At 69.6% G+C, this 19,876-nt stretch carries 13 protein-coding genes; 12 read left to right on the plus strand and 1 reads right to left on the minus strand.

Annotated features, from left to right (window positions below; genetic code table 11):
• Positions 1 to 269: 269 nt before the first annotated feature.
• The 11 genes from BN1197_RS01315 to BN1197_RS01365 all read left to right on the plus strand — a co-directional run bounded on the left by BN1197_RS01315 (position 270) and on the right by BN1197_RS01365 (position 15,765).
• Positions 270 to 1,517, plus strand: coding sequence for an IS256 family transposase (locus BN1197_RS01315; protein ID WP_040155334.1), 1,248 nt, complete (start codon positions 270 to 272; stop codon positions 1,515 to 1,517).
• Positions 1,518 to 1,915: 398 nt separating this feature from the next.
• Positions 1,916 to 3,481, plus strand: a complete 1,566-nt coding sequence (locus BN1197_RS01320; protein WP_082043532.1) for an LCP family protein — start codon at positions 1,916 to 1,918, stop codon at positions 3,479 to 3,481.
• Between the two features lie 176 nt (positions 3,482 to 3,657).
• Positions 3,658 to 4,617, plus strand: coding sequence for a glycosyltransferase family 2 protein (locus BN1197_RS01325; protein ID WP_052465856.1), 960 nt, complete (start codon positions 3,658 to 3,660; stop codon positions 4,615 to 4,617).
• Positions 4,614 to 5,804: a glycosyltransferase gene (locus tag BN1197_RS01330; RefSeq protein WP_040155479.1), complete on the plus strand. Its 1,191-nt coding sequence runs from the start codon at positions 4,614 to 4,616 to the stop codon at positions 5,802 to 5,804. The genes BN1197_RS01325 and BN1197_RS01330 overlap by 4 nt, the downstream gene beginning before the upstream one ends.
• A 69-nt stretch (positions 5,805 to 5,873) precedes the next feature.
• Positions 5,874 to 6,752: an ABC transporter permease gene (locus tag BN1197_RS01335; protein WP_052465834.1), complete on the plus strand. Its 879-nt coding sequence runs from the start codon at positions 5,874 to 5,876 to the stop codon at positions 6,750 to 6,752.
• Positions 6,753 to 6,948: 196 nt separating this feature from the next.
• Positions 6,949 to 7,683, plus strand: a complete 735-nt coding sequence (locus BN1197_RS01340; RefSeq protein ID WP_245851781.1) for an ABC transporter ATP-binding protein — start codon at positions 6,949 to 6,951, stop codon at positions 7,681 to 7,683.
• A gap of 10 nt (positions 7,684 to 7,693) precedes the next feature.
• Positions 7,694 to 8,830 (plus strand): glycosyltransferase, encoded by a 1,137-nt coding sequence (locus tag BN1197_RS01345; RefSeq protein ID WP_082043519.1) that lies wholly within the window; start codon positions 7,694 to 7,696, stop codon positions 8,828 to 8,830.
• Between the two features lie 815 nt (positions 8,831 to 9,645).
• Positions 9,646 to 10,587, plus strand: coding sequence for a hypothetical protein (locus tag BN1197_RS01350; protein ID WP_141397169.1), 942 nt, complete (start codon positions 9,646 to 9,648; stop codon positions 10,585 to 10,587).
• Between the two features lie 921 nt (positions 10,588 to 11,508).
• On the plus strand, positions 11,509 to 11,841 hold the full coding sequence (locus BN1197_RS16965) for a hypothetical protein (protein WP_141397170.1): 333 nt from the start codon (positions 11,509 to 11,511) through the stop codon (positions 11,839 to 11,841).
• A gap of 442 nt (positions 11,842 to 12,283) precedes the next feature.
• A complete protein-coding gene (locus BN1197_RS01360) occupies positions 12,284 to 14,380 on the plus strand; it encodes a glycosyltransferase (protein WP_052465836.1) in 2,097 nt (698 codons plus the stop codon).
• On the plus strand, positions 14,377 to 15,765 hold the full coding sequence (locus BN1197_RS01365; protein ID WP_040155483.1) for a glycosyltransferase: 1,389 nt from the start codon (positions 14,377 to 14,379) through the stop codon (positions 15,763 to 15,765). The genes BN1197_RS01360 and BN1197_RS01365 overlap by 4 nt, the downstream gene beginning before the upstream one ends.
• Here the strand turns inward: BN1197_RS01365 and BN1197_RS01370 are convergent.
• Positions 15,740 to 17,065, minus strand: a complete 1,326-nt coding sequence (locus tag BN1197_RS01370; protein WP_040155485.1) for an O-antigen ligase family protein — start codon at positions 17,063 to 17,065, stop codon at positions 15,740 to 15,742. The two genes, BN1197_RS01365 and BN1197_RS01370, sit on opposite strands and share 26 nt — an antisense overlap.
• A 210-nt stretch (positions 17,066 to 17,275) precedes the next feature.
• Here BN1197_RS01370 and BN1197_RS01375 point away from each other — a divergent pair, with 210 nt between their 5' ends.
• Positions 17,276 to 19,855, plus strand: coding sequence for a glycosyltransferase family 4 protein (locus BN1197_RS01375; protein ID WP_040155487.1), 2,580 nt, complete (start codon positions 17,276 to 17,278; stop codon positions 19,853 to 19,855).
• Positions 19,856 to 19,876: the final 21 nt, after the last annotated feature.

Consider the following 19,876-nt stretch of genomic DNA (forward strand, 5'->3'; position numbering starts at 1 on the left):
CGTCGGCGTCGTGCCTGACGGCAGCGACGTGAAGGGGTGCTTCCACTGTCTCAACCAGGTCATTCGCCTCCGAGGCGGTCGACGGCGATGGGCCGGAGGTCCCTTCGACAGAGCCCACGCGAGGGGAATGCCGGCGTCGAGTTGAGTCCCTGATAGTGGTGTAGCGCGGTCGTCGAGATCGTCACCGGCGTGGACGTCGGACGCAGGCGCGGCCACCGCGTGATCCTTCGAGTTCACCTCTCACAGATCTCTCGAATGGAGTCATCACGATGACCGCTCCCCACATTGTCGACCCTGCACGTCTGCTGGGCGAAGCACTCGCCGAAGCCTCACCCGATCTGATGCGCTCGCTGTTGCAGACGATGATCAACGCCCTGCTCTCGGCTGATGCTGATGCGGTGGTCGGTGCCGAGTACGGCCGCCCCAGCCCGGGCCGGACCGCGCAGCGCAACGGGTACCGTCACCGCCCCCTGGACACCCGGGTCGGGACCATCGACATCGCAGTCCCCAAGCTGCGCAAGGGCACCTACTTCCCCGAGTGGCTGCTTGAGCGCCGCAAGCGCGCCGAAACCGCCCTGATCACGGTCGTGGCGGACTGCTACCTCGCCGGCGTGTCCACGCGGCGGATGGACAAGCTGGTCAAGACCCTCGGGATCGACTCACTGTCCAAGTCGCAGGTCTCGAGGATGGCGGCCGAGCTCGACGAGCACGTCGAGGAGTTCCGCCACCGGCCGGTGGACGCAGCTGGGCCGTTCACGTTCGTCGCCGCGGACGCGTTGACCATGAAGCTCCGCGAAGGCGGGCGGGTCGTCAACGCCGTCGTGCTGCTGGCCACCGGCGTGAACGGCGACGGGCACCGCGAGGTCCTCGGTATGCGCGTGGCCACTGCTGAGACCGGCTCGGTGTGGAACGAGTTCTTCGCCGACCTGGTTGCCCGCGGTCTGACCGGTGTCCGGCTGGTCACCAGCGACGCGCACCAGGGTCTGGTCGAGGCGATCGCGGCGAACCTTCCCGGAGCGTCCTGGCAGCGGTGCCGCACCCACTACGCCGCGAACCTCATGTCGGTGACACCCAAGAGCATGTGGCCCGCGGTCAAGGCGATGCTGCACAGCGTGTACGACCAGCCCGACCGTCCCGCGGTCCACGCCCAGTTCGACCGACTCCTGGACTACGTCGAGGGAAAGCTGCCCGAGGTCCACGACCACCTCGACGGCGCCCGCGCCGACATCCTGGCCTTCACCGGCTTCCCCAAGGACGTGTGGACCCAGATCTGGTCCAACAATCCCGCCGAACGCCTCAACCGCGAGATCCGGCGCCGCACCGACGCCGTGGGCATCTTCCCCACCCGCGACGCCATCGTCCGGCTCGTCGGAGCCGTCCTGGCCGAGCAGACCGACGAATGGGCCGAAGGCCGCCGCTACCTCGGACTCGAGGTCCTCGCCCGCTGCCGGGTCAACATCGTCCCCAACACCGAACCCGAGATCGGAGCTGATGACCTGCCCGCCCTGACCGCCTGACCCATCAAGAAGGAGAACGCAGCGCTACACCACTACCAGGGACTTGACCCGGCGTCGTTCGACCCGACGTCGCGCAACAAAGACCGGTCACGCGATCGGGGCCGGCGGGCTTGCAGCCCCCTGACCAGGGGCGGCGCCTGATCGAGCGGGCGGAAGCGGCCCAGTGACCGGTCTTTGTTGCGTGAGTTGCCGAAGCTCAGGGACAGATGAGCCTCCAGACGCGCCGAGACGGCCGCCGATTCCGGCCTGCGGGATCCGCTTGCTTCGCGTGGAGTGGTCGAGGCCGGAATCGGCGGCTGTCTCGGCGCGCTGTGGGCGAGGCCGTCTGCGGCGACACGCGGTCGGGTGGTCGGGGCGTCTCCAGACTCCGCTCAGCCGAGCGGGAATACTGGATCATCATGAGTTCACGTCACGACGACCGACCTGTACGCCGCGAGCGAGTAGCGCGCGACGACGATCCGATCGTGGTGCGTCGTGGCGCGAGCGCCCTGTCCGATGCGGACGCGTTGCCTCCACGGCTGCGGCGTCGTCGGGCGTTGACGCTGGTGCTGCTCACGCTCGTCGCGCCGGGCTCGGCTCAGATCGTCGCCGGCAACCGCTCGCTCGGCCGGTTCGCGTTGCGTACCGCGGTGCTCGTCGTGGGACTCGTCCTGCTCGCAGGAGTCACCTACTTCCTCAGCCCGGCGACACTGCTGGGCATCGTCACCGCACCGTGGTTCCTCGGCGTTCTCGTCGCGGCCCTCGTTCTCGGTGCGCTGTTCTGGGCGTTCCTCTTTCTCGACGCGATGCGCCTGGCGCGGTTGAGCCGCGTCGGGGCGAGAACGCGGCGGCTGGTCGCGTTCCTCACCGCGCTGCTCATCTTCGTGACGGGCGGCGCGCTGCTCACCGGCGCGTGGCTCGTGTGGGCGGGGCGCACGGCCGTGACCTCGGTGTTCAACAGCCAGGAGAGCCGAGGACCGGTGAAGGGCCGCTACAACGTGCTGCTCATCGGCTCCGACGCCGGTTCGAACCGCACCGGGGTACGCACCGACACCCTGATGCTCGCCAGCGTCGACGCGTCGTCGGGGCGCAGTGCCCTGTTCGGATTCGCGCGCGACACCGAGAACATCGACTTCCGCCCCGGTTCGACGATGGCCCGGCTCATGCCGCAAGGGTGGAACTGTGGCGACCAGTGCCTGCTCAACGGGCTCTACCAGTGGGGGATGGAGCACCGCGACCAGTTTCCGCCCGAGGTGAAGAACCCCGGCGCGGAGGCGACCAAGGAGGCCGTCGAGGCACTCTCAGGGCTCGACATCCAGTACTACGCGATGGTCGACCTCGTCGGGTTCCGGCGGTTCGTCGACGCGGTCGGCGGCATCGACGTCGTCGTCGGCAAACGCACCCCGATGGGTGGCGGCACCTCGAAGATCTCGGGGTACATCGAGCCCGGTCGCCAGCGTCTCGACGGGTATCACGCGCTCTGGTACGCCCGTTCGCGCGAGGGGGCGTCGAACTACGACCGCATGGCGCGGCAGAAATGCGTGATGACGGCGATGTTGCATCAGCTCGACCCGCAGACCGTGATCCTCAAGGCACAGGACATCGCGGCGATCTCCGGTGGCGTCGTCGAGACCGACATCCCCAACCGCGACCTCGGGCGTCTGGGCGCCGTCGCGATGAAGGCCCGCGACGGGGAGATGACCACGGTCAACTTCACCCCGCCGCTCATCGATCCCTGGCGGTACGACCCGCAGAAGATCCGCGACATCGTCGCGAAGACCATCGACGGTGACCCCAACCCGACGGGAAAGAAGTCGTCGAGCTCCTCGGGCACGGCCACGCCGAGGTCGACCGGCACGAAGAAGCAGACGGGCGCGCCGACCGGGGTCGAGACTCCGCAGCCCAAGGGCGAGGGCGCGGCCCAGGGTGGCGACTACTCGTTCAGCGTGAGTGACGCGAGCGGGCTCATCTGCGCGGTTCCGTGACCCGGCGCGACGACGTGGCGTCGCCCGACGAGGACCGTCCCACGACGTGGGGCCCGGGCGCGGCACAATGGGGCGGACGTGCGCACGGATGCATTCCGGCGCAAGGCGACGACGAGGGAACGGACGACGACGTGAGCGGACAGGGCTCGGCGCGACTGCCGGCGGTGAGCGTCGTCATGCCGGTGCTCGAGGAGGAGCGACATCTACGGGCGGCCGTCGGTCGCGTTCTCGCCCAGGAGTACCCGGGTGAGATGGAGGTCGTTCTCGCCGTGGGGCCGAGCAAGGATCGCACCCAGGAGGTCGCCGATCGGCTCGCCGCCGAGGACCCCCGCGTGCGCATCGTCACCAACCCCAGCGGCCGCACCCCCGACGCTCTCAACGCCGGCATCGGTGCGGCGCGTCACGAGATCATCGCCCGCGTCGATGGACACGCCGAGCTCTGCGACGGCTACCTGGCCACCGCCGTGACCGAGCTGTTGCGCGTCGGCGCCGCGAACGTCGGCGGCATCATGGACGCCCAGGGCAGCAGCCCGCAGGAACGGGCCGTGGCCGCGGCGATGAAGAGCCGGATCGGCGTGGGCAACGCGCGCTTCCACGTCGGCGGCCAGGCGGGGGAGGCCGAGACGGTCTACCTCGGGGTCTTCCGTCGCGACGCGCTCGAGGCCGCCGGGGGTTACGACTCGCACTTCGCCCGGGCCCAGGATTGGGAGCTCAACCACCGCATCCGCTCGGCGGGCGGACTCGTGTGGTTCGTACCCGACCTCACCGTCACCTACCGCCCTCGCGGCACGTTCAAGGCCCTCGCGCGTCAGTACTTCAACTACGGGCGCTGGCGTCGGGTCGTCGCCGCTCGTCACGAGGGCACGATCAACTTGCGCTACCTCGCGCCGCCCGCGATGGTCGTCGGTACCTGCGCCGCGACGGTGCTCGGGCTCGCCACGCGTCGTACGCGATTCGCCTTGCTCGTGCCCGCGGTGTACGCGGCGGCCGTGACCGCGGGAGGCCTCGCGATCAGTCGCGGGGAGAACCTCGAGACCCGCCTTCGCACCCCGGCCGTGCTCGCGACGATGCACTGGTGTTGGGGGATCGGGTTTCTCACCAGTCCCAAGAAGCTGCGCGACAAGGCGCTCGCATGAGGGTGCTCATGCTCGTCGCGACCACCGTGGCCACCGACACCCGGGTGCTGCGCGAGGCGACGACGCTGGTCGAGGCAGGGCACTTCGTGCACGTCATCGGACGCTCGGTGCCGGACGACTTCGTCCCCCCGGCGGGGATCACGGTCTCGAGCATCGGGACCTCGTCGGTGTTCCGGGCCGAGGGCACGCCCTCGCTGACCGGTCTGAAGCTGCCTCCGCACATGCGGTTCGCGAGGTGGCTGCTGCTGCCACAGCATCGGAACTCGGCGTTCGGGCGGTGGGCCGACGGCGCGATCGCCGACGGGCGCGAGCGGGAGTTCGACATCGTGCACGCCCACGACTTCACGGCGCTGCGGGCGGGAGCGACCCTTGCCGACGAGCGCGGCGTCCCTCTGATCTACGACACCCACGAACTCTGGAGTGGACGCCCGCGCGAATACCGCCCCACGCCGCTGCTCGACCGCCGCGAACGGGCGCAGGAGGCCGAGCTCGGATCACGGGCCGACGCGGTCATCACCGTGGGGGAGGGAGTGGCGAACGCCCTGCGCGACCGCTACGGGTGGGAGCACGTGAGTGTCGTGCGCAACACCTTTCCCACGGCCGCGCAACTCGTCGACACCGAGGAGCACGGCGCCCGCGGGCTCATCTACGCCGGGCGGCTCGCGGCCTACCGCGAGTTGGAGACCGTCGCCGACGCGAGCGAACGCCTGGCGCACCTCGGGCTGCCCGTGACCCTGCGGGGGCCGGCCGATCCCACGTGGCTCGCCTCGTTCGACAAGAAGGCGACCCGCCTCGAACTCCCTTGTGCGCCGGAGGAGGTCACCGGGCACCTGGCCGCGGCCGGGCTCGTGCTCGTCACGCACTCCGACAAATGGGAGAACCATCGACTCGCCCTGCCCAACAAGCTCTTCCACGCCGTGCAGGCCGGGGTGCCCGTCGTCGCCACCGACGTCGGCGAACTCGCCGCGACCGTACGGCGATACGGACTCGGCACCCTGTACACACCCGGTGACCCCGACTCGCTCGTCGAGGCCGCCCGCGCCGCCGTGGCAGACTATGCCGGGCTCACGCAGGCCGTCCGCGACGCGGCGCCCGAGTTGAGCTGGGACACAGACGGAGCCCGCCTGCTCGAGGTGTACGCCCGGCTGGCGCACCGGAGCCCGCAGACCGTGGACGAGGGTGAGTAGCGTGTCCCCAGCACCGCACACGACGAGGAGCACGATGACCGAGCGACCGGACGCCAGGGGGAGCGGGCGATGAGCGAGGTCCAGCCGCCGCCGACGGCCCCGGAGGCGCCCATCTATCATCGTTATGAGCCGCACAAGGCGGGCCTTCCGCCGCTGCGAACCTATTTCGGTGAGTTGTGGCGCCGCCGCGAGTTCGCCATCGAGACCTCCAAGGCGGGAATGCGGGCGGCGAACACGCGCACCTTTTTCGGCACCGCTTGGCTGATCATCAACCCGTTGCTGCTGGCCTTGGTGTACTACCTGCTTATCAACGTGCTCAGTGGGAAAGCGGGGGGCGGCTTCGATGCCAAGCGGTTCGCGCATCTCACGGGCGGGCTGTTCGTCTACTACTACTTTCAGGGAGCCTTGACGTCCGGTGCGAACTCCGTCATCGGAGCCGGGCGCGTGATCCTCAACACGGCCATGCCGCGGCTCCTCCTCCCGATCTCGGCAGTGCGCACGGCCTTCTTTCGTTTTCTCCCCACCCTGCCGGTGTACTTCGTCTTTCACCTCCTGGCGGGCAACCCGTGGAGTTGGGCGACGTTCATCGTGGCACCGGTGTTCCTGTTGCTCCTCACGTTGTTCGCCACAGGCCTCTCGGCACTGTTCGCCGCATTGCAGGTGTACTTCCGAGACACCGCGAGTTTCCTCCCGTACATCACACGGATCTGGCTGTACGCGTCACCGGTGCTGTGGACCATCGACCAGCTCGGGCACCAGGGGCTGCGTGATCTCGCGGCCCTCAACCCGCTGTACTCGATCATCGGCGGCTATGGCGAGGCATTGCAGGCCGGAGCCGTGCCGTCCCTGAACATCTGGCTCCTGGCCGCCGCCTGGTCGATCGGAACGCTCATCGTCGGCTGTTCGTACTTCATCTCCAGGGAGCGTGATTTCGCTGTCCGCATCTGACGCATCCCAGAGCTCGGGCTCGACTGCGGCCTCCGCGGAGAAGCCAGGATTCTCCGTAGGTGGTGCCTTTTCGCTCGGGAGCCGTAAGGAAGACAAGGCGCGACGCGCAGCGGCCGCGGCCGAGGCGGGACCCGCCAAGACCTTCATCGACAATTCCGGTCGCAGCGACCTCGCGGTGAGCGTGCAACATCTCTCCGTGACCTATCGGACCACGTTCGAACGGGTACCGACGTTCAAGAACGCGATCGTGCGGGCGGGGCGAGGGGAGCGTGCTCTCGTCGAGGTCCAGGCGCTCAAGGATGTGTCGTTCGACGTGCCCAACGGCACCCAGCTCGGCATCATCGGCGCGAACGGCGCAGGAAAGTCCACGATCATGCGCACGATCGCGGGCATCCTGCCGCCCACCGAGGGACGCGTCGAGGTCTGGGGCCGCGCGAGCACTCTGCTGGCGCTCGGAGTCGGATTCAACTCCTCGCTCTCGGGCCGGGAGAACGTCATTCTCGGCGGACTGGCCGCCGGCCTCTCGCGCCGGGAGGTCGAGGAACGCGCCAAAGAGGTCGCGGAATGGGCAGAACTCGGGGATTACATCGACGCCCCGATGCGCACGTACTCCTCCGGCATGTTCAGCCGTCTCGCGTTCAGCGTGGCGGTGCATATGAAGCCCGACATCCTCATGATCGACGAGGCACTTTCTGCCGGTGACGCGGCCTTCCGCGAGAAGGCGAACGCGAAGATGACCGAGCTGCGGGAGTCGGCGCGGGCGATGTTCCTCGTCAGCCACGGCCTGTCGAGCATCAAGGACATGTGCAACGACTGCATCTGGCTGCACAAGGGCCAAGTGATGATGCACGACACCCCTGAGGCCTGCATCGACGCGTACACCGAATTCGTCAAGGTCGGCAAGACCCCGCGGACGATGGACGAGATGTAAGGATCGAACGGTGAGTTCGTTCGACGTCACGATTCTGACCTCCGGCCATGACGTGGCGGATGCACGCCTTCACCGGGAGGCGGCCGCACTCGTGGCGGCGGGGCTCCGTGTGGAGGTGCTCGGCCTCGGCGACCCCGGTGACGGGCCGCCCGGCACCGTGGTGCACACGTTCTCTCGGGTCGGCGGGGCCCGCCGCGCCGCACTCGCGGCTCGCATGGCCGCCCGCGCCGGTGGACGGGTGCTCGTCTCGCTCGACCCCGACTCCGCCCTCGCCGCACACGTGGCCGTGCTGGCCAGCGGGCGGGAGCTCGTCGTCGACGTCCACGAGGACTACGGCGCGTTGCTCGACGACCGACCCTGGACATCCTCGCTCGGCGGGCTCACGGGCCGGGTCGCCCATGAGGTCGTGCGCGGGTTCGACCGCGTGGCCGGTCGTGCCGCGCTGACGGTCGTCGCCGACGAGCACGTTCCTCCGCTGCGCGCGCGGCACCGCCTCGTCATGCCGAACGAGCCCGATCTCTCGATGCTTCCCGAGCCGTCGCCGCCCGGCGACGACCCGCGGGCGCTCTACATCGGTGACGTGCGCACGTCGCGCGGACTGTTCGCGATGCTCGATGCGCTGCACGCGGCTCCCGGATGGCGGTTGGACGTCGTCGGGCCCGTCGCGCCCGCGGACGCCGCTGCGCTCGAGGAGCGCCTCTCGCGTGACGCCGGGCTGTCGAAGCGAGTGCGGTTCCACGGCCGCAAGCCACCGCGCGAAGCGTGGCGGCTCGCCACCGGTGCCTGGGCGGGCTTGTTGTTGCTCCATGACACTCCGGCGTTTCGCGACGCCCTGCCCAGCAAGGTGGGGGAATACCTCGCCTGCGGGCTCCCGGTCGTCACGACCGCACTGCCCCGCCAGGCGGCGGTGATCCGGGGCGCGCAGAGTGGCGGGGAAGCCCTCGGCGTCGTCGTGCCGACGGGACCCGACGAGACCGTCGGTGCCGCAGTCGCGGACCAGCTCAACGCGTGGGCCGATGACCCCTCGTCTCTGCACGCGATGCGCGCCGCCGCTCTCGCGGGGTCGGTCCGCGGCAAGGACCGGATCGACCCCTACGCGACCTTCGCCCAGGCCGTCCTCGACATCCTCACGAGCCCCGAAGGCTGACGGGATGACACGCTCGAACAGGCCCTTCCACCCACCCCGCACGCGTATGTGCCGCTCGGACAGGCGGTTTGGTTCGAGCGAGCGCGGTGGAAGTGCCTGTATGAGCGGGTGGGTGGTCGGCAGCGGGCGGGGCAGCGCCGGATGGACCAGCACCCGGCGGGCCGTCGGCCCCCGGTGTACGTTCGGCACGCGGCGGGCCGGCTCCCGGCTGGCCGGCGCACTAGGGGCGGTCGGCGCCCGGTGCGCGGTCGGCGCCCAGGGGGTCGTCGGCAAGGGGTGGTCACCGGAGCCCCGAGGCGTCTTCATCGAGCCCGCGCCCCCGTCACGCTCAAACAGGCGTTTCCACCCCCGCCGGGCTCCTTTCCAGCACTCGAACAGGCGTTTCCACCCGTCTCGGATTTCCCTCCAGTGCTCGAACAGGCGGTTCCGTCTGGGTGAAAACCCCTGTTCGAGCGGGGGAAGGGCGGCCGTGTCGTGCGGGCGCGGGGGCAGGCGCGGTCTCGGTATCTCGGTAGGGGGGTGTCATGAGCGTTCGGAGTCGGGTGCTCGGCGCCCTGCCGCGGGGGGCGAAAGACACGGTGAAGACGTCCCTGGTCACCGCGCGGCGGATGGCACCGGCTGCCCTCGTGCGGGGGGCCGAGCGTGCGCGGGGGCGGGCGGTCGCGTCGGCTTCGGAACTGGTGGACGCCCGAGCCTCGCGGCCGCTCCCACCGGACGCGTCGACGCGGCTGTGGGTCGCTCCGGCGAACTTCGCCGGTCAGGGATATGAGTGGGCGCGCTCCGCCGAGCGGCTGCCGGATGTCGGGGCGCGATCGATGAACATCGCGGGCCCGATCCGATTCCCGACCGACTACGAGGTGCCGCCGGCCGTCTTTCGTGACCTCACGTGGCAACGCGAGCAGCGCGCCGCGCTCGAGGCGTACACGCACGTGCTCGTCGAGGCGGAGCGTCCGGTACTCGGCAGCCTCTACGGGAACTGCGCCGAGGAGACACCGGCGTTGACGCGGCTCGGGCTGCAGGTCGCGCACATCGTTCACGGCTCGGACGCGCGGCGGCCGGACGTGCACGCGAGCGCGCATCCGCACTCGCCGTTTCGCGATGGCCACGATCCGCGCACGGCCCGCCTGCAGCGCCTCACCGATCGCAACGTCGCCTACCTGCGCGAATGCGGTGTGCCGGTGTTCGTGTCGACGCCGGACATGGTGGACGTCGTGCCCGGCGCGCGATGGTGCCCGGTCGTCGTCGACGCAGACGCGTGGGCGAGCGACACCCCCGTCCTCGAGCGCGCGCGGCCTGTCGTTGTACACGCGCCCAGCAACGGCTGGCTCAAGGGCAGCGACCTCGTCGACCCCCTGATGACCGAACTCCACGAGGCCCGCGTCATCGAGTACCGCACCCTGCGCGGGCTCGATCGCGCCGGGATGCTGCGGGAGTATCGCGGTGCCGACATCGTGCTCGACCAGTTCGTCCTCGGGCTCTACGGTGTCGCTGCCGCCGAGGCCATGGCCGCAGGCCGGGTCGTCGTCGCCTACGTCGGCGACGCGTCGCGCCGGGTGGTGCGCGAGGCGACGGGTGAAGAGGTCCCGATCGTCGAGGCCGATCCGGGCACGCTCGTCGACGTCATCGGTCACCTGATCGCGGCGCGTGACGAGGCTCGCGGTCTCGCTGCCGAGGGGCCGTGTTTCGTGCGTCGCATTCACTCGGGTGCGCTGTCGGCCGTCGCACTGGGGGACTTCCTCACATCGTCAGACGAGTGAGGCCCACAACCCTCGAACAGGCGCTTTCACCCGATTCCGCCGCTCAAACAGGCGGTTCCGGCCGGTGAAAGTGCCTGTGCGAGCGCGCGGGGCAGCCGGGTTCGGTGGGGCTCGGTTGTCCACAGCCGGCGTCGGGGGGCCGCCATCGTCCACACGGCCTCGGGCCAGCCCCGGAGGCGGTCGGCGAGGCGGCAGGCTTCGGTCATGACTCCGCTGCAACCCGAGGATGTGGACGTGCTGCTCGCGTCGCACATCGGCGGGAACAACCTCGCCCGCGCGTGCGCGAAGGGTGAGCTCGAACGAATCGAGCGAGGGGCATACCTCCCGATCGAGCACCGGCCCGACGAATCCGCAGACAGCGCGGCTGACTGGCGCACGTTCCGACGCCGCCATCTCGCACGATGCCTGGCGGCGGCCGACAGACTGAGCGACGAGACGGTGTTGAGTCACGTATCGGCCGCTGCCGTGCACGGTCTCTGGGGGCCGGTGCGTAACGAGAGGGTCCACGTGACGCAGCGGTTCAGATCCAACGGCCGCACCGTGAGCCCAGAACTCGCGCGGCACCACCGCTCGCTGCCCCCCGAAGATGTGACGGAGGCGCGCGGCCTTCGCGTGACGAGTATCGACCGGACGGTCGTCGATTGCGTGTGTGCACTGCCCGTGGACTGGGGATTCGCCATCGCAGACAGCGCGCTTCGTCTGCTCACCGCGGCCGACCGGTGTCGACGACGCGAGCTGGCCGTCCCTGCGGCGCGCATCCGTGCCAGGTGGCTGCACCATCTCGAGACGAGAGGTCCACGCCGAGGACGGCGACAAGCCAGGGAGATCCTTGCGCGGGCCGATCCGCTGTCGGAGTCGGCCGGGGAATCCCGACTTCGGTGCCTCGCGGTGGCGGCAGGGCTCCCCACCCCGATTCTTCAGATGGACGTCTCGGCGGAGGGCCGTGAGTACTTCGCCGACCTCGGATGGCTGGTGCACACCGCCGACGGTCCGATCAAGGCGGTCGTCGAGTTCGACGGGCGAGAGAAATACGAACGGGTGGGCGCACACCAAGCCCAGGATCAGCGGGAAGAGGCGATCCTGCGGACCGGCGCCCGGCTCATCCGATTCGACGGAGAAGACCTTCTCATCGAGAACCAGCACCTCGTCGTGCCGCGTCTCTGCGCGCTCATCCCAGAGTTGACCCGGCAGCGACTCGAACCGATCCGAGATCTGACTCCTCAGCCTCGACGCCCGAGACGACGCGCGGCCTGAGGAGAAGGCGCCCTCCGAGGTCGGGGACGAGGAATCCCGACGTCGACGCGGCCACCGCGTCCTCGTGCCTGGTGCCGCCGTGCCGGATGGCAGCCGTGGTCTGTCGACCAGGACGGCAGGGCCGTGTGCCGGATGCAGAGCGCCATGTGTCCAAAGAAGCGCGCCGGGAGGGGCGTGGCCGGGGCGAGCGCCCATTGGTGGAAGCGCCTGTTTGAGCGCTGGGGGAGGGTGCGCCCCGGTGGAAGTGCCTGTTTGAGGGGCGGGGTGGGTACGTACCGTCCGTCAAACGGGGGCAACCGCAGTTTGAGGGGTGGGGCGGGAGTGTGCGCGGGTGGAAGGGCCTGTTCGAGCGGATGGGTGGTGGGGCTCCGCGAGGCGGCCGGGTGGGATGGCGACGCCTGAGTAGGCTGGTCGTCGGACCCGAGCCTTGGAGGAGACCGCGGTGACCGACGTCAATCCCCTCACTCTCGCAGCGCAGCCCGTGCCGGGGGAGCGCTACGACGACCTCGTCGTCGTCACCCCCTGGTATCCGACCGCGGAGAACCCGATGTGGGGCAACTTCGTGCGGGACGCGGTGACGACGTTGCGTCGGCATCACACCGATCCGGTGACGGTGATCCACGTCGACTCCACCCCTGTCGCCGAGGACGCACCGGCGGAGGAAGGTCGCCCCGTCGGCGAGGACGGCGTGCCGGCAGCGACCTGGAGCACCGTGACCGAGCGGCCCGAGGCACGCGTCGTCCACGTGCGGGCACCCATGGACCCGATGACCCCCCGCCACGAGGCGATCGACGTCCAGCGGGCAGCTCTCATCGCACACGCCCTGCCGCACATCACCCAGGCGACATGCGTGAACGCCCACGTCGGAGCCCCGACCGGCGCTGCTGTCGCCCCGCTGCTCGCGCGGCCCACCCGGTTCGTCATCACCGAGCACGCGACGTACGTGCGCGCGGTGTTCGCCGATCTCGACGCCGGCTCCGACTACCGCGCTGCCGTGGCGCGCGCCCAGGCCGTCATCGCGGTCGGCGACGAGGCCGCCGGTGTCCTGCGTCGCTACTGCGGCCAGCAGGCCGAGATCATCCGTGCCGTGCCCAACCCGGTGCGGTTCGACGACGTCCCGTTGCGCGACGCGCCGATGCGCGAGCCGCTCCGGTGGCTGTACGTCGGCAGCCTCATCGAGCGCAAGGGCGTCGACAAGCTCGTCGAGAGCTTCGCCATCGCCGTCGCACGAGATCCCGACCGGCCCTGGCACCTCACGCTGGTCGGTGACGGGCCGATGCGCGAGCAGCTCACCGAACGCATCGCCGAACTCGGCCTCGCCGACAAGGTCACGTTCGCGGGCATCGTCGCGCCCGCCGAGGTCGGCTCGTACCTGCGAACGCACGACGTGCTCGTGCATCTCTCGGCGTACGAGACCTTCGGCATCACGCTCATCGAGGCGGCGGCGAGCGGGCTTCCGGTGGTCGTCACCAAGTGCGGTGGACCCGAGGAGACGATGGCGCTGCCCGAGGACGTCGGGATGTGCGTGTTCGTGCCGCGCGACCCCGAACCCGCCGCCGTCGCGGACGCCGTCGCGTCGTTGCGGCGCGACATGTCTCTCGACGAGCTGCGGCACGTTCGGGGGGTGTTGCGCGGTTTCTACGGTGAGGAACGCGTCGCCGACCTCCTGCACACGCACGTCCTCGGCAGCCCGGCCGAGCATCCCTTCACCGAGCAGGGCGATCTGCGCATCGTCGTCGTGTACCAGGGGCTGGTCCAGTGGCGTCGCCTCATGCATGGCATCCAGCGGGCCATCGACATGGGTGCGCAGGTCGTCGCCGTCGACCTCGAATCGATGACGGCCGGCGTCATCCCTCCGGGAATGTCCCTGGTCACCGTGGGTCAACCCGACCGGTACAACGCGCTGCACCGCGTCGAGCGGGCCGTCGTCGACCGTGCGCCTCGGGCCGTGCTTCGCGGCGCCGGCAAGGTGGTCGAGAAGCTGCCTGACAACAGGCGGGGCGAGGCCCGCAAGCTCCTCGCGCGCGCCGAGACGTTCCACGCACGGGCTGCCGGCTTCTCCGAGCGGCAGCTCTACCGGCGGCCGTGGCTCCTCGTGCGGGGGCTCGTCATGGCCCGGCGTGCCGAAAGTCAGCCCGAGCTCTACACCGCCGATCGGATCGACGTCGTCGTCCACGGCGGCACCCGCTTCACCCAGCTCACGTACCGGCTGCTCAAGAAGCACCCCGAGGCGGAGTACCACTCGGGGGTGTTCACCGCCCGGCACGTCGCGCGGTGGTGGGCCGAGGCGCTCAAGAAGAGCGACAAGGTCGAGGGCGCCGACACGGGTGAGTCGGTGACGGACCCCGGTGTCGGTGTCGACGTCGGTGCGGCCGCCGGCGCCCCTGTGAAGGCGGGCCCCCAGCCCCCCGTCGACGCCGCGGATGCGGCTGCTCCTGCCGCTCCCGCCTCTGTGCTCACGACCGACGCCTCCGACGCCGTCTCCGCGGCGCCGGGTCGACCGGCCGACGACTCGACGCGTTCCGGAGGCACCGCATGAGCCGCGGTCACGTCGGGCTCGTCGCGTTCTACTTTCCGCCGTCGCGCGCGAGCGGCGTGTACCGCATGCTCGCGCTCGCCAACCACCTCGTCGAGCAGGACTTCGAGGTCACCGTGTTCACGGTGACTCCGGACTTCTTCGAGCACATCACCCGCTCTTCCGACGAGAGCCTGCTCGCGTCGATCGATCCGCGCGTCGCCGTCGAGCGCATCCCGCTGCCGATGCAGCACCTCGAGACTCACCCGCGGCGGTTCTCCTGGCTGCGCGGCAATTTTCCCGAGCTGCACCGCAAGCTGAGCAAGCGCGCGACCGACTCGATCTGGCTCGACCAGTACGGCGCGTGGGTGCCGGGGCTCCTGACGCGCATGTTCTCGGTGCACCGACGTCGGCCCCTCGACGTCGTGCTCGCGACGGGCAACCCGTATTCGTCCTACCAAGCGCCGTGGTTGTTCAAGAAGGCGACGGGCGTGCCCTACGTCCTCGACAGCCGCGACAGCTGGACTCTGGATCTGTTCACCGACGAACTCGCGTTCCCCGAGGGGCACCCGGCCTACACGTGGGAGAAGCGCACGTTCGAGGACGCCGAACTCATCTGCTTCGTCAACCAGCCTCTGCTCGCCTGGCACCAGCGTGCCTACCCCGCCGACGCCGACAAGATGATCGTCGTCGCCAACGGGTACGACACGTCGGTGGTCCGCACCCTCAACGACGCGGTGGAGCGAGCGAGCGGGGACGATCCCCGGGACCCGCACCCAGAGCCGGTCGAGAGCGGCGCGACCGCGCCCGGCGTGCGATTCGGCTACGTCGGCACGCTCACCGGCAACCAACCGCACGAGCAGGTGTGGGCCGGCTGGCGCGAGGCCAAGCTGTCGCCGCAGATGGCGACCGCGACGATGAACCTCTACGGCCACCTCGGGTTTTTCGGGGTCAGCCGGGCCGTGGCCAACGTGCTGCCGACGGGCGATCCCACGCAGGACTGCACGTGGCACGGGCCGGTGGCCAAGGCCGACATCGCTGCCGCCTACGCGGCGATCGACGTGCTCGTGATGATCGTCGCGGACTCCCCGTACGTCACCTCGGGCAAGGTGTTCGAGTACATGGCCACCGGCAAACCGATCGTCGGCCTGTACGAGGACGACTGCGCCGTCGCCGACGTGCTCGCCGGTTACCCACTGATCGCCAAGGCCGACTCCCTCGAGGCCGACGACATCGCCCGCGCGTTCCGCGAGGCGGAGACACTCGCGCACACCGCCACCGACGCCCAGCGGACCGCGGCCAAGGCCTACGCCGAGCGTTTCGAACGCGTCCGTCAGATGACGCCCCTCGTCGAGAAGCTCGGCGAGATCGCGGCCAGGCCGATCAGGAAGCCGCGGGCGAGGATGTGACCTTGGGCTCGGCCGGCGCTGTGGACGCTCCTCGCAACTCCGGCCGGGTCGTGCGATCGACGAGCGTGGCCGCACAGGCACACGCGTTGGCCATGACGAGCCACCAGACCGGTTGCGACAGAGATGAACTGGCGGTCAGTCCGAGCGCCACGAACACCACGAGGTGCCCGGCGAGCTCGGTGCGCACGATCGCCAGGCGGGGACGTACGGACGCGGCCAATCGCGTGCGCCACAGCACTCGGCACAGGACGACGAGCAGGGCGGCGAACACGACGAAGACGACGACGCCGTACTGCATGAGCATCTCGACGAACGCGTTGTGCAGGTTGGCCTCGACGTCGATGCCCGAGTTCGGGTCGTTCCACATGATGGGCTCGAACGAACCGGCGCCCGTGCCGAAGAATCCGGACTCCCACCAGTAGCGCAGGCCGAGCAGCGAGACACGCACCCGGAACAGATCGGATGCGGCCGTCGTGGGTTGGATCGCGGCGTAGAGCATCCTCAGGACGGGGTTGTGCACCGCGAGGGCGGGCACGACGAAGGTCGCCGCTGCCGCGACCCCGAGCGCCACGGCGCCGGCGGCGACAAGGACCCGGTGGGCCGACACGAACCGGCGGACGAGACCGGGGTGGGCCAGGAGCCGTCGCCCGATCTCGAGAGCGCCGATGATGATGAGGCCCAACGCCGCCGAGCGGCTCTCCGAGAGCAGCACGAGCCCGGCCGCACCGAGGGTCGCGAGAGAGAGAACGACGCGGACGACGCGGGAGCGTGTCTCGGCCCGCCAGGCCACGAGCGCGACCACCATCGCGAGCAGCATGATGCCGAAGTTGTTGGGATTGGCGTAGGTGGCGGCGGCGATGCGCGGCTGGAACGGCCACGGGTTCACCCACAGGTGCCGAGCCGTCGTCATCTCCCAGACGGCGACGGCGCCCGTGAGTACGAGAGCGGCGAGCCAACCGAAGCGCCACCAGAGCAGGCCGCCGCGACGTCCGAGCAGCAGCACGGCGCACGACAGCACCGCGGAGTAGCCGAGCGCGAGCACCTCTCGAGAGGCCAACCGAGGGTCCGGCGCGATCGACCAGGCGTACGGCAGCCACGCCATCCCCACGAGCCAGAAGAGGACGAAAGCCACGACCGGAGCGCGACGCCAGAGGCCGGTGCGCGCGACGACGAGGACTCCGAGGGACAACAGGGCGAGATAGACGGGCCAGATGAGCCCGGAGGAGGCGAGGGGGGCGGTGACGAACCGACCGGCATTGATGCCGAGGACGACGACGGTCGTGAGGGTTCCCGCCAGCATGGTGATCAGTGGAATTCCGGTCGTCCAGACCTGTTGCGCGGGAATGGCTTTGCTGATCGGTTGTCCTCGCACGATGCCGAGTTTAATGCGCGCATCATCAGAACCCGTGGCACGACGAGGCGGAGCGGGTTCTGGGCTTACAGGCGGCCGCCAGACACGGGATCGGCAGGAGTCCCATTGTCTCGGAGTCGAATCGATAGGATCGGCTACGTGACCCACGTGCTCATGATGGTCGGTAACACGATCGCCCACGACACCCGCGTCCTCAAGTCGGCTCTTGCGATGGCCGACGGCGGCACGCAGGTGACTTTGCTCGGGGCGTCGCCCACTAACTACCGGCAGGACACGTGGTTGCGCGACGTGCGGATCATTCGGGTACCGGTGACCTACCGGTTGCGGGATCGACGCCTCCGTCAGGTCCACAAGCGGACGCAGCGCCGACTCACCCTCGGCCTCCCACAGGATGCCGAGCGTCTCATCGAGATGGAGGCCCGCCAACGGGTGCGTGAGCGCAACGATCTCGGTGGACGCGACCGTGAGCTGAGGGCCCGTTGGGCACTCCTGCGACGCAGGCTCGCCCGCGCACGCAACGAAGCCGACAACCGCATCGGTGAGTTCGAGACCTCCCTCAACGAGAGACTCACGCAGTGGTGGAACGACCACGATTACGGAGTTGCGTGGCGCCGTGACCTCCCGGAGGTCGACGACCTAGACATCGCGTTCACCCCGATCATCGACCGAATCGACTGGGACATCCTGCACTCGCATGACATCCACCACGTCGGCACGGCTGCCCGAGCAGTGGCTCGCCGCCGCGCCGCCGGTGGCACCGGCTACTGGATCTACGACGCGCACGAATACGTCGCCGGGCTTCCCGTCTACCCGCCGCGCACGAAGCGGCTCATCGCGGCCTGGCTCGACCTCGAGAAGGAGTTCATCCACGACGCGGACGCCGTCATCACGGTCACGGCGCCGCTCGCCGAGCAACTGCGCAGTCAGTACTTACTGCCGGCCACCCCGACCGTCGTCATGAACGCCCCCGTGTTCTCCGACGAGATCGCCGCCACCGAACCTGGGCTCCGCGAGGAGTGCGGGGTCTCCGGCGACACCCGCCTGGTCGTCTACAGCGGTGGCGTCACCCGCGCGCGCGGAGTGCACACGGTCGTCGAGGCGATGCCGTCGATGCCCGGCGTGCATCTCGCGGTCGTGTGCGTACCCCACAACCAGACCAGACCCGTCAGGCAGCTCGCCGAGCTCGCCGAGGAGCTCGGAGTGCGGGACCGGCTGCACCTCCTCGACCCGGTGGCCCCGAGCGCCGTCTCCTCCTACCTGTCCGGCGCCGACCTCGGCGTGCACCCGATGGTCCACTTCGGCAGCCACGAGTTCGCGCTGCCCAACAAACTCTTCGAGTACCTCCACGCGGGCCTGCCGCTCGCGGTGAGCGACTGCCGTGCGCTGTCGGAGTTCGTACGGTCCAACGAGGTCGGCGCGGTGTTCACGGCAGAGGACCCCGCAAGCTGCGCGCGAGCGATCCTCGATGTCCTCGACCGCCGGGACGATCTGCATCGACGCATCGTCGAGGACGACACACTGCTGGAGCCCTACTCCTGGGAACACCAGGCCTCGCGTCTGCGCGGGCTCTACCGAACGATCCTCGGAGACGATTCCGTTCCGCGGGAGCCGGCCGCCGAGACGTCGCTGGCCGACGTCGCCGAGGAGTTCGTCACCCGCGACGACCGCCCGAGCGTGCTCGGCATCGGGCCGACGAACTCAGCGGGCCAGGCGTGGGCGTGGGCGAAGGCCGTCGAACGTCACATTCCCGGGGTGACGACGTTCGTGCTCGCGGCCGACCGCGGCGGATCGATGAGATTCCCGGCGGACGAGGTCGTGCCGTTCAGCGTTTTCCGCCAGAATCAACGCTGGTCCGCGGCGTTCCGAGACAAAGCGACCTCGGAATGGACTCACGCGCTCATCGAGACCGGGCGGTCTCTGTTCGGCACACGTTACGGACGCGATTTCGTGACCGATGCGGAGGTGCTGCGGGCAGCCGGCGTTCGCGTGGGGCTGCTGTTCCACGGTTCAGAGGTGCGCGATCCTGCGGCGCACGCTGTCCGCAACCCCTTCTCTCCGTTCGTCGACCCCGAGGACGAGCTGACACTCAGCCTGCAGAACCAACGCGACATCCTCATGCCGAAGGTCGAAATATTCATGCAGGAGGGTAAGGGGCCGGTGTTCGTCTCGACGCCGGATCTGCTCGAGGACGTCCCTGGGGCCGTGTGGCTGCCGCTCGTCGTCGATGTCGATGCCTGGGCCGCGGCGCCGACCGAGTTCGACCGCGACGTGCCCGTGGTCTTGCACGTGCCGAGTCGGTCACGTCTCAAGGGCAGCGAGGTGGCCGACCGGCTCGGTGAGGCCCTGGCGAACGAAGGGCTCATCGACTACCGACGCCTGGAGAACGTTCCCCCTTCGGACATGCGAGCCCATGTGCACGATTCCGACATCGTTCTCGACCAGTTCTCCATCGGCACGCACGGCGCTGCGGCCGTCGAAGCGATGGCCGCGGGACGCGTGGTGCTTGCTCACATCGTCGAGGAAGTGCGTACTCGACTCCCCGGTTGTCCGGTGATCGAGGCAGACCCGGACACGCTCGCGGATGTCCTTCGCGGCTTGATCGCCGACCGGGACGCGGGTCGCTCCGCTGCTCGTCTCGGCCAAGAGTACGTGCGTGAGGTGCACGACGGACGGCGGTCGGCTGCCGTTCTCGCGGAGCATCTCGGCCTGCGCGGTTGAGGGAAGGACGAGAAGTTCGCG

The sequence above is a fragment of the Mobilicoccus massiliensis genome, from assembly GCF_000826525.2.
GTDB lineage: Bacteria > Actinomycetota > Actinomycetes > Actinomycetales > Dermatophilaceae > Mobilicoccus > Mobilicoccus massiliensis.